This is a genomic window from [Actinomadura] parvosata subsp. kistnae, from assembly GCF_900323885.1.
Lineage (GTDB): Bacteria > Actinomycetota > Actinomycetes > Streptosporangiales > Streptosporangiaceae > Nonomuraea > Nonomuraea composti.
In genome coordinates, this window is the sequence record NZ_OOHJ01000011.1 from 124,051 (window position 1) to 137,875 (window position 13,825).

Annotated in this window: 16 protein-coding genes and 1 pseudogene; 11 read left to right on the forward strand and 6 right to left on the reverse strand. The window is 70.7% G+C overall.

Going from position 1 to position 13,825, the window contains the following annotated elements; all coding sequences use genetic code 11:
* Window positions 1-1,209, forward strand: a complete 1,209-nt coding sequence (locus tag KIS93_RS11230) for an alkaline phosphatase PhoX (RefSeq protein WP_230466289.1) — start codon at window positions 1-3, stop codon at window positions 1,207-1,209.
* 97 nt (window positions 1,210-1,306) lie between these two features.
* On the opposite strand, the gene KIS93_RS11235 is transcribed toward KIS93_RS11230, so the two are convergent.
* From KIS93_RS11235 to KIS93_RS68945, 3 genes and pseudogenes are all read right to left on the reverse strand, one after another.
* On the reverse strand, window positions 1,307-1,624 hold the full coding sequence (locus KIS93_RS11235) for a hypothetical protein (RefSeq protein ID WP_080039998.1): 318 nt from the start codon (window positions 1,622-1,624) through the stop codon (window positions 1,307-1,309).
* Between the two features lie 132 nt (window positions 1,625-1,756).
* Window positions 1,757-2,014 carry an NAD(P)H-binding protein gene (locus KIS93_RS67440; RefSeq protein ID WP_080039999.1) on the reverse strand — a complete coding sequence of 86 codons (258 nt, stop codon included), beginning with the start codon at window positions 2,012-2,014 and terminating at the stop codon, window positions 1,757-1,759.
* A gap of 82 nt (window positions 2,015-2,096) precedes the next feature.
* Window positions 2,097-2,354, reverse strand: a pseudogene (locus KIS93_RS68945) (NAD(P)-dependent oxidoreductase); the annotation flags it as partial.
* Between the two features lie 233 nt (window positions 2,355-2,587).
* On the opposite strand from KIS93_RS68945, the gene KIS93_RS11250 reads away from it, so the two are divergent.
* From KIS93_RS11250 to KIS93_RS11265, 4 genes are all read left to right on the forward strand, one after another.
* Window positions 2,588-2,956 carry a YciI family protein gene (locus KIS93_RS11250; RefSeq protein WP_080040000.1) on the forward strand — a complete coding sequence of 123 codons (369 nt, stop codon included), beginning with the start codon at window positions 2,588-2,590 and terminating at the stop codon, window positions 2,954-2,956.
* 5 nt (window positions 2,957-2,961) lie between these two features.
* Entirely contained in the window at window positions 2,962-3,294 is a 333-nt protein-coding gene (locus KIS93_RS11255; RefSeq protein ID WP_080040001.1) for a YciI family protein, read from the forward strand.
* Between the two features lie 406 nt (window positions 3,295-3,700).
* A complete protein-coding gene (locus KIS93_RS11260; RefSeq protein ID WP_080040002.1) occupies window positions 3,701-4,312 on the forward strand; it encodes a hypothetical protein in 612 nt (203 codons plus the stop codon).
* Window positions 4,313-4,424: 112 nt separating this feature from the next.
* Complete coding sequence (locus tag KIS93_RS11265; RefSeq protein WP_186404099.1) at window positions 4,425-4,922, forward strand: HAD domain-containing protein; 498 nt, start codon at window positions 4,425-4,427, stop codon at window positions 4,920-4,922.
* 103 nt (window positions 4,923-5,025) lie between these two features.
* On the opposite strand, the gene KIS93_RS11270 is transcribed toward KIS93_RS11265, so the two are convergent.
* Window positions 5,026-5,661: a TetR/AcrR family transcriptional regulator gene (locus tag KIS93_RS11270; protein ID WP_080040003.1), complete on the reverse strand. Its 636-nt coding sequence runs from the start codon at window positions 5,659-5,661 to the stop codon at window positions 5,026-5,028.
* Window positions 5,662-6,169: 508 nt separating this feature from the next.
* Here KIS93_RS11270 and groL point away from each other — a divergent pair.
* Window positions 6,170-7,795 (forward strand): chaperonin GroEL, encoded by a 1,626-nt coding sequence (gene groL / locus KIS93_RS11275; protein WP_080040004.1) that lies wholly within the window; start codon window positions 6,170-6,172, stop codon window positions 7,793-7,795.
* A 421-nt stretch (window positions 7,796-8,216) separates the two neighbouring features.
* Here groL and KIS93_RS11280 read toward each other — a convergent pair whose 3' ends face one another.
* Complete coding sequence (locus KIS93_RS11280; protein ID WP_080040005.1) at window positions 8,217-8,819, reverse strand: TetR family transcriptional regulator; 603 nt, start codon at window positions 8,817-8,819, stop codon at window positions 8,217-8,219.
* An 89-nt stretch (window positions 8,820-8,908) separates the two neighbouring features.
* On the opposite strand from KIS93_RS11280, the gene KIS93_RS11285 reads away from it, so the two are divergent.
* Window positions 8,909-9,634, forward strand: a complete 726-nt coding sequence (locus KIS93_RS11285; protein WP_080046885.1) for an SDR family oxidoreductase — start codon at window positions 8,909-8,911, stop codon at window positions 9,632-9,634.
* A gap of 251 nt (window positions 9,635-9,885) precedes the next feature.
* On the opposite strand, the gene KIS93_RS11290 is transcribed toward KIS93_RS11285, so the two are convergent.
* On the reverse strand, window positions 9,886-10,767 hold the full coding sequence (locus KIS93_RS11290) for a sulfotransferase (RefSeq protein ID WP_186404100.1): 882 nt from the start codon (window positions 10,765-10,767) through the stop codon (window positions 9,886-9,888).
* Between the two features lie 106 nt (window positions 10,768-10,873).
* Here KIS93_RS11290 and KIS93_RS11295 point away from each other — a divergent pair, with 106 nt between their 5' ends.
* From KIS93_RS11295 to KIS93_RS11310, 4 genes are read left to right on the forward strand one after another with little or no spacing between them, the layout of a single operon-like run.
* Window positions 10,874-11,416 (forward strand): nitroreductase family protein, encoded by a 543-nt coding sequence (locus KIS93_RS11295; RefSeq protein WP_080040008.1) that lies wholly within the window; start codon window positions 10,874-10,876, stop codon window positions 11,414-11,416.
* Window positions 11,403-11,714, forward strand: coding sequence for a DUF6092 family protein (locus tag KIS93_RS11300; protein WP_246005251.1), 312 nt, complete (start codon window positions 11,403-11,405; stop codon window positions 11,712-11,714). Before KIS93_RS11295 ends, KIS93_RS11300 begins: the two co-directional genes overlap by 14 nt.
* Complete coding sequence (locus tag KIS93_RS11305; protein ID WP_080040009.1) at window positions 11,680-12,480, forward strand: tRNA-dependent cyclodipeptide synthase; 801 nt, start codon at window positions 11,680-11,682, stop codon at window positions 12,478-12,480. The genes KIS93_RS11300 and KIS93_RS11305 overlap by 35 nt, the downstream gene beginning before the upstream one ends.
* Window positions 12,477-13,799, forward strand: a complete 1,323-nt coding sequence (locus tag KIS93_RS11310) for a glycosyltransferase (protein ID WP_222107402.1) — start codon at window positions 12,477-12,479, stop codon at window positions 13,797-13,799. The genes KIS93_RS11305 and KIS93_RS11310 overlap by 4 nt, the downstream gene beginning before the upstream one ends.
* Window positions 13,800-13,825: the final 26 nt, after the last annotated feature.

The following is a 13,825-nucleotide window of genomic DNA, read 5'->3' on the forward strand; positions in this document are numbered from 1 at the left end:
GTGGTCAACTTACCGTCGGCGAGGCTGCACCCCCCTCATTGGAGGTTCGTCGATGGAACGTCGCCATTTCCTGCGCGCCTCGGTGCTCGGGCCGGCACGATCGCCTTCTCCGGCAGTCTCTGGCAAGGAGCGGCACTCGCCGCGCCCGCCCAGAACGCCCCCGGCCCGTACGGCGCCCTGCAAGCCGCCGACGCCAACGGGATCCAGTTGCCCGCCGGGTTCACCAGCCGGGTGGTCGCCCGCTCCGGCCAGGTGGTCCCCGGCACGTCGTACACCTGGCACCACGCCCCCGACGGCGGCGCCTGCTTCGCCGACGGCAGCGGCTGGATCTACGTGTCCAACTCCGAGATCAACCCCGGCGGCGGCGCCTCCGCCCTCCGCTTCGACGCCGGCGGCGACGTCACCGCGGCCTACCGGATCCTGTCCGGCACCCGGACGAACTGCGCGGGCGGCAAGACGCCGTGGAACACCTGGCTGTCGTGCGAGGAGGTCAGCCGGGGCTTCGTCTACGAGACCCATCCCTTCGGCGGCACCGCCGTGCAGCGGCCGGCGATGGGCCGCTTCAAGCACGAGGCCGCCGCGGCCGACCCGGTGCGCCGCGTCATCTACCTCACCGAGGACGAGCCCGACGGCCGTTTCTACCGGTTCATCCCGACCACGTGGGGCGCCCTGTCGTCCGGCGCCCTCCAGGTCCTGATGGCCGGCTCCGCCACCTCGGGCACCTTCACCTGGGCGAACGTCCCCGACCCGGACGGCTCCCCGACCGCCACGCGCGCCCAGGTCTCCGGGTCCAAGTCGTTCAACGGCGGAGAGGGCTGCCACTACGCGAACGACACCGTGTGGTTCACCACCAAGGGCGACAACCGGGTGTGGCAGCTCAACCTGACGAGCGACACCTACGAACTGGCCTACGACGACAGCCTCGTCAGCCCCGGCACCCCGCCGCTCACCGGCGTCGACAACGTCACCGGCGCCACCTCCGGCGACCTCTTCGTCGCCGAGGACGGCGGGAACATGGAGATCTGCCTGATCACCCCCGACGACAAGATCTCGCCGTTCCTGCGGATCAACGGCCAGAGCTCCTCCGAGATCACCGGGCCGGCCTTCAACCCGGCCGGGGACCGGCTGTATTTCTCCTCGCAGCGCGGGACGTCGGGGTCGTCGTCGGGCGGCATCACGTACTGCGTGACCGGCCCCTTCCGCACCTGACCGCCGGCCGCGTGTTCCGGTAAGCCGATCATGACCGTCCGCCTCGTCGCCATGGGGTGCCTGCCGCACCTGTGGCGGATCGGTGAGCCGCGGGCGGTCAGCGCGGGCGGCTGAGGGCCGCCTCGGCCAGATCCGTCCACTTCTCGGCCGAGGAGTGGGGCACGACCACCCAGTCCCTCATCTCCCTGCCCCGCCCCGACGGGTCGAACAGGGAGGCCCCGTCCAGCCGCAGCGCGGCCTCGTGCTCCGGGGTGTCCCTGACCAGCCGGAACACCATCGCGCCGTCACGCTGCAGGCTCGCGAACACCTTCCCCGCCCGATCCTTGAGCGCGGGGCTGCCCATCATCCTGGAGATCCGTACGCCCAGGTCGGCCAGTTCGGCACCGACCCGCTGGAAATCCTCTTCCGCACCCATTGTCAGCCGATCCCCGTTCTGTGGTGGTGTGATCGGACAGCATAGTGCCGAAGATCGGCCTGCTGGGCGACACTCCTTCGGCCCGCAGATGCCCAGGGCCTTGCCGATCAGCGCACGGAGATTGACCGGCCGCTACTTCGGCCCGCAGATGCCCAGAGCCTTGCCGATCAGCGCGGGGTCCTCGACCGCGTCGAGGAGCGCCATCGCGTAGTCGGCGCGGGAGAGCTGCATCGCCCCACCCGTCGCGTTGGCCTCGAAGTCGACGTGCACCCGCCCCGCGGGCGGCTTGTCGTTCAGCATGGTCGCTCGCGCGATGGTCCAGTCGAGGCCGCTGACCTGCAGCATGCCCTCCGCGCGCGCCAGGTCCACGTACGCCTCGCGGAAGAACAACCACGCCAGCGTGACCGCGAGGCGGGGGGCGGGTGGCGGGCACCGAGCGGCTGCTCGTCATCACCACCCGCCGCACGCCGGCCTCGCGCATGGCGGTGATGAGCGTGCTCGCGATCCCGCTGCCGCCGACCGCGGCGAGGACGGCGTCCTGCCCCTGAACGGCCGCCCGCACGGCTTCGAGGTCGTGCGCGTCGCCCTGGCGCACGTCCGCGAGCCGGCCCCGGTCGGTGAGCAGTTCGGGGCGGCGGGCGAAGGCGGTGATCTCGTGCCCGCGCCCGGCGCCCTGGGTCAGGACGTGCTTGCCGGTACGCCCGGTCGCGCCGATGACCAAGATCTTCATAGCATGGCACCCTTCTATATGGCTGTTTGCACTATAGCCATACGCACCTCCCTTAGTGCAAGCTGCACTATGCTCTGGGGCGTCGAGCGCAGCACAAGGAGCGCCCCTGCATCGAAGAGATCGGTGCGGCGGCAGAAATTTCGCGCCCGTCCGCGCAAGAATCCGGTACCGGCTCCGACCCCATACCGAACGGCACCCGACGGGGGCGCCGCCCGACCATAGAGGGACAAGACATGAAATTTCTGCTGATCATGCACAACAACCCGCAGATCTGGGACGCACTCACCGAGGAGCAGCGCAACGACGTCATGAACGGCCACGGCGCCTTCATGGAGACCATCACCAAGTCCGGCGAGCTGATCAGCACCGCGGCCCTGGCCGACCCGTCCCAGAGCGTCGTGGTCCGCGTCCGGCGCGGCGCCCCCGTCGTCACCGACGGCCCGTACCTGGAGGCGAAGGAGTTCCTCGGCGGCTATTACCTGGTGGAGTGCGACAGCCGCGAACGCGCCCTGGAGCTGGCCGCCCTCATCCCGGACGCCGGCGTCGAAGGTCTCGGCATCGAGGTGCGGCCGGTCGTCTTCGCCGGCACGGCCGACGGCTGAGCCCGGTGAAGTTCCTGCTGAACGTGTACGTGAGCACCGCGGCCGGCGACGCCTTCGACCACGAGCGTCTGCTGGCCGTGGCCGGGCGCTCGGGCGAGCTCATCGACGGCCACACCCTCGCCGACCCCTCCGTCAGCACGGTCGTCCGGGTCCGGGACGGCGTGGTGCAGGTGAGCGAAGGCCCGTACCTGCCCGCCGCCCACCATGTCGCCGTCCAGTGCCTCCTCGACTGCGACAGCCGGGACCGCGCCGTCGAACTGGCCACCCTCATGGCCGGCGACCAGGCCAGAGGCATAGAGGTACGCCCTTTGATGGATTTATCCGGCATGGAAATGTAACCACCCCCAACACCCGAGGACCTGCCCCACGGCCCACCACCCCAGGCAGGTCCTCGACCCGCCCCCTCCAGCCGGGTCCGCAGCCTCCCGCCCTCAGGCAGGTCCTCGGCCCTGCCGCCCGAGCCAGGTCCTCGACCCCGCCGCCCCAAGCAGGTCCTCGGCCCGCCTCCCTCCAGACAGGTCCGCCGCCTCCCGCCTCCAGCTAGGTCGTCGGCCTGCCACTTTCGGACAGCTTCCGGCCTCAGCTCGGCAAGCACCCCCAGCCTGCCCCGCATCCGCCCAGACCACCCTCCCACCTCCACGCGACAAAGCGCCTCACGCCGCCTCTCCCTCTCACACCCGGCATATCGCGCTTTTCCCGCTTGAGACAAAGGAACCATAAGCCTCCGCCAGCCGTTCTCCCAGCATGGGAAGGGTCGACGATTTCGTGGAGAATTTCTTCGATCGGAATTTCTGGGCCGCGTTCACCGCAGGCAGCCTCATGCTCGGAGCCTTCCCCCTGATTTTGCTGCAGCAAGCATTTGATCAGCCGGAGTTGTGGCCGCGCGTCATGACAGGTGCCGCCATCGGAGCGGGCATCATGACCCTTCCCACCGCCCTCCTGCTGGCTCCGCCGGCACGCCGCCTGGCTCAAGGCGCGCTGGCCCTGCTCGTCTCGGTGGCCGTTCTCGCCTCGTTCGCCACGGCGGCACCTCACAGGCACGATCCGGTTCTGGTGCCCTTGGAGGGGCCCGGCCAGGCCGAATGGGCGGGCACCGCGGCACTGATCGTCGCCTGGGGCGCGGCGGCCGTACTGGTGATGGGTTCGTACGCTATGACCCGGCAATCCCGCGGCCGGAAACACCGTGCCCACGTGAAGCAAAACGACGACGGCATTTACGTGGCGGTGTGTTCTTGCGGCTGGCGCGGAAAAGCCCTCCAGGACAGCTCCGCCGCTTTCGACGAGGCCGGCCGCCACGCGAACAAGGTGGACATCACCCTCCGCAAGGTCTCGAATTCCCCCTCGAAAAACCCTTGACTCGTCCACAAAGGCAAATCACCCTCCCCGCCTCGAACAGACCGTCATGTGCAACACGGGCAGGCGGTAGGCGCTGATCAGCCATCGTCGAACGCCAGGAGGCCACCGCAGCATGACCGCTCGCGCCGAACGCCCGCTGCTCTTCCTCGACGTCGACGGCCCCCTTCTCCCCTTCGGCGAGGACCCGGAACGTGGAGCGCGAGGCACTGCGCCGGACTCCCGCTTGGCCCGGCTCACCCCCACGATGGGGGCTCGGCTGGCCACGCTGCCCTGCGACCTCGTCTGGGCGACCACCTGGGAAGAGGCGGCGAACGACGAGATAGCACCCCGAATCGGCCTGCCGCACCTGCCCGTCGTGACGTGGCCGGAGCCAACCGGACGTCACGAACGTGAGGACCGATGGTTCGGGCTCTGCTGGAAGACCCGGACCTTGGTGAGCTGGGCAGGTGGACGCCCGTTCGCCTGGGTCGACGACGAGATCACCGACGCCGACCGGGAGTGGGTCTCCGCCCATCATGGCGGCCCGGCTCTCCTCCACCACGTGAAGTCCTACCGAGGACTGACCGGCGCAGACTTCGCCATCCTGGACCACTGGCTCCGAGCCCTGTGAATCACCGCGATCACAGGATGTGACACGTACCCGGAGCATTTGCAAGGCGTAGACGAGCACCATGCGGGACGAGCTGGCAAACCCACGAATTCATGGGCAGAAGTCAGTCGTCGCCGTCGCCACCGGCCTTTCCTGGCCCATGGGTCGTCGGTGCGGCCGTGAAGACGCAGGACAAGGCGCTGCGCAGGATGGTGGCGAAGGAGCCGGTGACGCCGGGCTGCAGCCAGTGGCGACCGGCCACACGGATGGCGCCGGCGACCGCGGCAGCCGTAACGGCCGGGAACAGGTCGCGACGGGGGTCGGTGCCGGTGCGCTCGGCGATGGCCTCGGCGAGCGGGCCCTCCGCCATGCTGAACGCCTTGAGCGCCTCGCCCTCCAGCGCGGGCGTCGACATGATCATGGCCAGGCCGGCCCGGTCGGGCTCGGGGTCGGTGTAGAGCTCGGTCACCGCCGCGATCACGGCCTCCTCCAGCGGCTCCGCCGACGGTCTGGAGCGCAGCGCCTGCCCCACGCGCCGCGACTGGTCGGCCTGGAAGGCGCAGATCGCCTCCTCCCTGCTGGAGAAGTAGTTGTTGTACGTGCGGGGCGAGACGCCCGCGGCGCTGGCGATGTCGTGCACACGAACGAGCGCCAACCCGTTGGGGCCCTGCTCGATGGCCAGCCGTAGCGCGGCATGACCGATCGCCTCCCGGGTGGCCTGCTTGTTCCGTGTCCGCAGATCCATGGCGTCGTCGTTCATGACGTGAAGCCTACCGGATGATGCGTGGCACGCAACCTGTGCGTGACGCGCAAGTTGTGTGTAGAGTGCGGGGCAACGCCTGGCACTCCCCGAAGCGGAGTGCCAACCACCCGGTGTGCACCGGGACGGTGAGGTTTCGCAGGCTCCGACGTCATGCGCTGCGGACCGTCCGTCGCGGGCTCCGTCCCGACGCACACCGGTGCGGGGCGTGCCGCCTGTCCACGCACGCGACAGCACATGCTGCCCGAACGCGGACCCGGCGGCACGGGCGGCACAGACGCGAACCGAGCGGCCCGGACCGCCGCAAGGGCCCGGACCTGGCGACACGGCCCGAAAGGAGGCCGACCTGGCAGCGCAGCCTGCCCGCGCGGACCTGGACCGGCGGGACGGGCCACCTGCCCGCGGACCTGGCGACCGCGCTGTCCGGGCGCGGACGTGGCGGTACACGCGGCAACCACCCCGGATGCGGCTCAAGAACCAGAAAGATCCAACCAGAACAGGAGTGACGATGGCTTCAAAGATGATCGCGTTCGATGAGGACGCCCGGCGCGGTCTCGAGCGCGGTATGAACCAGCTCGCCGACGCCGTCAAGGTGACCCTCGGCCCCAAGGGCCGCAACGTCGTGCTGGAGAAGAAGTGGGGCGCTCCCACGATCACCAACGACGGTGTGTCCATCGCCAAGGAGATCGAGCTCGAGGACCCTTGGGAGAAGATCGGCGCCGAGCTGGTCAAGGAAGTCGCCAAGAAGACCGACGACGTCGCGGGTGACGGCACCACCACCGCCACCGTGCTCGCCCAGGCGCTGGTGCGTGAGGGTCTGCGCAACGTCGCCGCCGGCGCCAACCCGATGGCCCTGAAGAAGGGCATCGAGGCCGCCGTCGAGCGCGTCAGCGAGGAGCTGTCCAAGCTGGCCAAGGACGTGGAGACCAAGGAGCAAATCGCCTCCACCGCCTCCATCTCCGCCGCCGACGCCGAGATCGGCTCGCTCATCGCCGAGGCGATGGACAAGGTCGGCAAGGAAGGCGTCATCACCGTCGAGGAGAGCAACACCTTCGGCCTCGAGCTCGAGCTCACCGAGGGCATGCGCTTCGACAAGGGCTACATCGCCCCGCTGTTCATCACCGACGCCGACCGGCTCGAAGCGGTCCTCGACGACCCGTACGTGCTGATCGTCAGCGGCAAGGTGTCCGCCAACAGGGACGTGCTGCCGCTGCTCGACAAGGTCGTGCAGTCGGGCAAGCCGCTGCTGGTCATCGCCGAGGACGTGGAGGGCGAGGCCCTGGCGACCCTGGTGGTCAACAAGATGAAGGGGGTCTTCAGGTCGGTGGCGGTGAAGGCGCCGGGCTTCGGCGACCGCCGCAAGGCGATGCTGAACGACATCGCGATCCTGACCGGCGGCCAGGTCATCGCCGAGGAGGTCGGCCTCAAGCTGGAGACCGCCACCCTCGACCTGCTGGGCCGCGCCCGCAAGGTCGTGGTGACCAAGGACGAGACCACCATCGTCGACGGCGCCGGTGACGCCGAGCAGATCTCCGGCCGGGTCAACGAGATCCGCGCCGAGATCGAGCGCACCGACTCCGACTACGACCGTGAGAAGCTGCAGGAGCGGCTGGCCAAGCTCGCCGGCGGCGTCGCGGTGATCAAGGCCGGTGCGGCGACCGAGGTCGAGCTGAAGGAGCGCAAGCACCGCATCGAGGACGCCGTGCGCAACGCCAAGGCGGCCGTCGAGGAGGGCATCGTGCCCGGCGGTGGCGTGGCGCTGCTGCAGGCCGGCGCCAAGGCGTTCGACAAGCTGGAGCTGAACGGCGACGAGGCCACCGGTGCCGCCATCGTCAAGAAGGCGCTGGAGGAGCCGCTCAAGCAGATCGCGGTCAACGCCGGTCTCGAGGGCGGCGTCGTGGTCGAGAAGGTGCGCAACCTCACCCGGGGTGAGGGCCTGAACGCGGCCTCCGGCGAGTACGTCAACATGTTCGAGTCGGGCATCATCGACCCGGCCAAGGTGACGCGCTCGGCGCTGCAGAACGCCGCCTCCATCGCGGCGCTGTTCCTGACGACCGAGGCCGTCATCGCCGAGAAGCCCGAGAAGACCCCCGCCGCCCCGGCCATGCCGGGCGGCGGCGACATGGACTTCTGATCCGACGCTCCACCAGGCGCGGGACGAGAGGGGTGATGTCTGCCGGCCCTGTCCGGTCGTCCTTCCGAGGCGAGGGTACGGCCTGCGATCGGTCCCGACTGACGCGTTCGCACGCAGGTGAACCTCAGCCGATGAGGCGGATGAACGTCCGCGGGTGAGGCAAGCGAGCCTGAGCGGGTGATGCGGGTGGACCTCAGCGGGTGACGCAGGCGGACCTCAGGCCGAGGATGTGGCTGAACCTCAGCGGATGAGGCGAGCAGACCTCAGGCCGAGGATGTGGCTGAACCTCAGCGGATGAGGCGAGCGGACCTCAGCCGACGATACGGGTGGACCTCAGCCGAGGAACCGGATTGACCTCAGCGGATGAGCGGAAGCGAGGAGCCGCTCGCGGGCTGAGGCTAGGAGGGCGTGCGGGCTGGAGCTAGGAGCTTTCGGGCTCAGGCGTCGTGACGAGGGCGGCGGTTGGGGCCAGGCTGGAGGCGAGTTCGGCCACCGTCTCATGGACGCAGGCGGTGAAGTCGGCGTGCTCGGGCTGGTCGGTCCAGCGTTCGAACGCCGTTTGGAAGACGGCGATGCCGACCTGTGCGAGCAGCTTCGCCTCCGAGGTGGTGGCGCCTCGTTCCCGCAGTGCCGCGGCCAGGGCTTCGGCGACGGCGGCCAGCTTGGTTCGCTCGCGTTCCTGCAGCTCAGGGCTGGAGGCGATGATGGCGCGGCGTTGTGCGGCGTGCGGGACCAGATCGGCGAACAAGCCGCCGATGTCGGCCAGGGCGGCGAGCAGGGCCTGGAAGGGCGGGAGTGTGGCGTCGGCGCGCAGGACGGCGGCGGACACGGCGTCGGGAAGCTGCTCGGATCCGGCGAACAGCACGTCGCGTTTGTCGGTGAAGTAGCGGGAGAACGTGCGGCGGGTGAGGCCGGCGCGCTCGGTGATCTGGGTGACGGTGGTGTTCTCGTATCCCTGCTCGACGAACAGTTCCAGGGCGGCGGCGCGAAGCCGTTCCTGAGCTTTCGGGTCCCACCGTGGCATGCCGCCATCCTAGCAGTGATGACTCAGTGAGCCATCAGTGCTAGCGTGATGTCTCACTGAGTCATCACAACCCCTCCTGGAGGATGATCATGTCTCTGGCCAATCAGCGCGTCGTCGTCATCGGCGGCAGTTCGGGCCTGGGCCTGGCAACGGCCCGTGCGGCGGCGGAGGCCGGCGCGTCCGTCACGATCGCGTCCAGCCGCCCAGAGCGGCTGGAAAAGGCTCTGGCCGAGCTGCCGGACACCTGCGACGGCCTCGTCACCGACGCACGCGACGAGGCGGACGTCGCCGCCCTGTTCGAACGCGTCGGCACGCTCGACCATCTCGTCTACACCGCGGGCGACGCCCTGGACCCGCGGCCGTTGCGAGACCTGCCGCTCGACGAGGCCCGGCGGCTGTTGGACGTCCGCTTCTGGGGCGTGGTCGCCGCGGTCAAGCACGCGGCGCCGCGCATCAGGCCGGGCGGTTCGATCGTGCTGACCGGCGGGATCATCGGCGTCCGCCCGATGCCCGGCGCGGCGCTCATGGCCGGCGCTGCCGCCGCCCTCGAAGGCTTCGCCCGCGGCCTGGCCGTCGACCTGGCTCCGATCCGCGTCAACGCGGTCCGGCCCGGCGCCGTCCACACGCCGATGTGGGACGGCCTGCCGCAACCGCAACTCGACGCGATGATCGCCGCGCGCGCCGAACAAACGCTGGTCAAGGCGGTCGGCGAGGCGGACCAGATCGCGGCGACGAACCTGTACCTGATGGAGAACGCGTTCGTCACCGGCACCGTGCTCACCGTCGACGGAGGCTCCCTCCTGGCCGCCGGCTGAGGAGGAGTGCTGCCGCCCAGCTCTCGAAGACGCACACTGCGCGCGGCGGGGAGCGGGTCAAGCCGGCGCCCGTCGCCGATGCAGGCGGAAACGGCGGACGCGATGCCCTCACGGCGCGATTGGCCCAACGGCCGAGACGGCAGCCATGGTGCCACCATCCCGGCCGGTTCAGCGGGGCGGATATGCAGGCCGGTTCAGGGGGAGTGTGAGCGTCCCCGCTCGTTCGTCGGTGGCGGGCAGCCCTGACCGGCTCAGGCGAGCGTGCGCAGGCTGGGCCACAGGTTCGCGTCGAGATCGGGGAACTCCTCCAGCAGCCGGGCGAGGTCGGGGGCGAGTGCCCGCATGAACGCGTCGGTGGTGGCTGGGGAGAGGTCGGGGCGGGTGTAGCTGCGGCCGACCCGCTTGGTGAGCTCGCCGGCCGAGGGCGCAGCCCGCGGGTCCAGGCCGAGGAAGGTGAAGGTGCGGCGGGCCTGGGCGACGGGGTCGGCGACGCACTGCTCGTACTGCAGGACGAGCAGTTGCTCGCGGGGGAAGTGGGCGAGCAGCCACTGGAGCTGGCGCCAGTACAGGGAGCGGTGGAACTGGTGGTCGATGACGGCGGCGGGCGGCGCTGAGGGGGCCCAGGCGTGGTTGTGGCCGAGGGCCGACAGGAGGCGTTCGAGGGGGTCGCGTAGCAGGACGAGCAGTTTGGTGTCCGGGGCGGCGGCGCGCAACATCGGCGGGGTCCAGAAGTCGTACATGTAGCGGGGTGTCCATTCGCCCGCGAGGTGGCCGGGCGGGCGGGGGAAGTAGCGGTGGTAGGCGGCCGGGTCGATCTGCTCGACCTGCCCGTAATGGTCAAAGAAGTGCACTTCCTTGGTGCCGTAGAGACGCCGGTGGAGGGCGGTGATCGGCTCGCCGGCCGGCGGTCGCCTGTTGCCGTACTGGCGCTGGTGCAGCTCGGCGAGCGTCTCCTCGCTCTGGCCGGCGGGCGGCTCGCGTGGCGTCGCGATGGCGGGATGCCTGGCCAGCACCGCCCACCACCAGGTCGTGCCCGCCTTCATGGCGCCGACGCCGACGAAGTCGGGTGGCCCCGTCCGCCAGCCGGCGGGGATCTGCGGTGGCAGGGCGGCGGGCAGGACGTTGCTCAGCATCTCGGCTCCTCTCCGCGGGCGTTCTCCGCGAGATGCGCCCTTTGAGGGTATGCTACTCTATGTAGTCAAATAATTGCTATCTGTAGCGTTTGGCGTGAGGAAGGTCATGGACGAGGGGACCCCCGACGCTCTCCGGATGCTGCTCACCCGCACGGTCGTGCGGCAGTTCACCGATCGTCCCGTCGGCGACGAGCTGGTCGAGCTGATGCTGGAGGCGATGGTGGCCGCGCCGTCGGCCTCCAACCGGCAGGCGTGGGCCTTCGTCGCCGTCCGCGATCCCCGTACGCTGCGGCTGGTCACGGCCTTCTCCCCCGGCGTCATCGACCGTCCGCCGCTGCTCGTCGCGGCCTGCTTCGACCGCTCCCGTACGGCCCGCCGCCGCCCAGGCCCGTGGGACGAGGGGCTGCTGTGCGTGGCCATGGCGGTCCAGAACCTGCTGCTGGCCGCGCACGCCCTCGGGCTGGGCGCATGCCCGGTCGCCAGCTTCCGCGCGGGCCCGGTGCGGCGGCTGCTCGGTCTGCCCGCGCACATCGACCCCGTGCTGCTCGTCCCCGTCGGCCATCCCGCCAGGCTGCCCACGCGAGCGCCCCGGCGCGACCAGAAAGAGGTGATAAGTCATGACTTCTGGGGCCGCCATGACCGCGCGTGAGATCGGCGAAGAGCTCCTCCTGCTCGCCGCCTACCTGCTCAGCAGCGGCCGCGGCCTGCTCGACGAACCCGCCGCGTACGGCCCGCTGCGCTGCCTCGACGCCGCCCGCCGCGTCCTGGCCCTCGCGATCAGGGCGGGAGCGGGAAACGAGGACGTCGCCGCCCTCCGCGCCGAGCTGGACGACGTCATGTGCGGGGCCATGACCGAACGCGACCTCGACCACTTCCTCGACCACCTGTGCGAGAGGCTGGGGGCCTTGCTCCATGAGTCCGACCTCATCCAGACCACCCGAGGGTGACCCGCTCGTCCTCGACGCGCGGCCGTACACGCCTGCCTGCGGAAAGCTCCTCGCGCGAGGGGAGCACGCGTTGATCGGCGTGAGCGCGAACAACGGCTACTTCACCCAGCGGCGGCTCACGGCCCTGCTGGAATGGGCGTGGCGGCGTTTCGCCACCATCGACGTCGTCTACGCCGACCTGCACCTCGACAGCATGCTCGTCGCGGCCGGTTACCCGCCGCACAAGGCTCCGGCTCGCGCGGCCAGGGCCGTACGCGACACTCGGCGCCGCATCAGGCGCGCGGTCGAGTCCATCGAGGCTGTCAGGGTGCCTGAGGTGATCGGCACAGCGGGGGTGGTGGGGGCGACCGGTTCGGTGGGGACGGTCGGGGTGCGCGGTGCGACCATGGCCCGGGTGCGGGTGAGGTCCCTGTCGCAGTGTGTGGAGCTGCCCGGCTATCGGGCTGTGCGCCGGCGGCTCGAGGACGTGGCCGCCAGGGACGAGCGCGTCGGGCGGGCCTGTGAGGACCATGTGCGTCACGTCCTGCGGGCCCAGAACGGCGGTGCGCCGCCGCCGGGCAGGGAGGCGGAGATGGTGCGGGCGGGGCTCGCCTACCTGTGGGCGGAGCTGCCCACCCTGTTCAACACGCCTGAGGTCTTCGGTGTCCCGTCGTCCGTGCTCTGCTACCACAAGACGATGCCGGTGCTGCACAGCCTGTACGGCGCCACCGCGATCCGCCACGAGGCGCAGGGGTACGTCGTGGTCCGGCCCCGCGACCCGGCATGAGCGGCCGGCCGATGCGGGTCCTGTGCACGGTGACCGGCTCCCGCTCGCACATCCACGCCCTGCGTCCCCTCGCCCGCGCGCTGGCCGACGCCGGGCACGACGTGCTGATCGCCACCACCGCCGACCTCGCGCACGCCTCCGCTGCCACCGCCGGCCCCGCTCACGTCCTCGGCGCCGTCGGCCTCGAAAACGCGATCGGCGCCGGGCCGCGGGTTGTCGCCTGTCTGCCGGATCTGCAGGCGTTCATCCGGGACAGCGGGCGCTCGCCAGGGCCGCCCGGCCGCGCCGGCGAGGATCCGTGGCCGCCCTTCATCCTGGACATGCTGGCAGGGACGACCGACACCGCGTGGCCCGCGTTACTGGCCGTCGCGGAGGGTTGGCGGCCCGATGTGATCGTGCGTGACGGGATGGATCTCGCCGGGATTCTGGTGGCCGAGCGGCTCGGCGTGCCGCACCTGTCCATGCCGTCGGGCACCGCGAACGTCCTGCCGCCCGCGTCCGTCCTGTCCGCGCTGAACCGGCTCCGCGCCGCAGCGGGGTTGCCCGCCTGCGACGACCCGCGTTCCGTGGCGCCCTGTGGTCGCATCGACTACGTGCCCGAGCACTACTCCTTCGCCTGCCACCGGATCCCGGCGCTGCGCTACCGTCAGCCGCTCGACCGGGATCCGGCGGCCGTCCTGCCCGCGTGGGTGACTGGGGCGGCACCCGGTCGGCCGCTGGTTTACGCCGCGATCGGCAGCACGGCGCGCGAGGTCGCCAGCGGCCACAAGCCCTCGCCGGCACGGGAGGTCGCAGCCACCGACGAGCCCTCACCGGCACGGGAGGTTGCCGCCGCCCACGGGCCCTCCTCCGGCTTCCCTCACCCCGAACGGGCGTTGCGCGCGCTGATCGAGGGTTTGTCCCTGCTGCCGTGCACGGCCGTCGTCGCCACGGGTGGCGTGCCGCTCGGCGACATACGGGCGGCGCCGCACGTCCATCTGGCCGAGTGGGTCCCGCAGCCGCTGCTGCTGGAGTGCGCCGACCTGTTCGTCACGCACGGCGGCTACAACAGCGTCCGCGAGGCCATGCGCACGGCGACCCCGATGGTGGTCCTGCCGCTGTTCGGTGACCAGCCGCACAATGCGCGCCGCGTGGCGGCGCTGCGGCTGGGGTGTCAGGCCGGCGGGCAGAGCGGGGAGGCGGTGGCCGCCGCGTGCCGCGCCGTGCTGAGCGACCGGTCCGTCCAGGGTGTGGCGCGTGCGGCACGGCTGGCCATGCTCACGCTGCCGGGCGTCGAACAGGTGGTGGCCGATCTGGAACGGCTCGTACGCGAGCGTTGACTCACCGACCCGAACGGCGCCCAGCC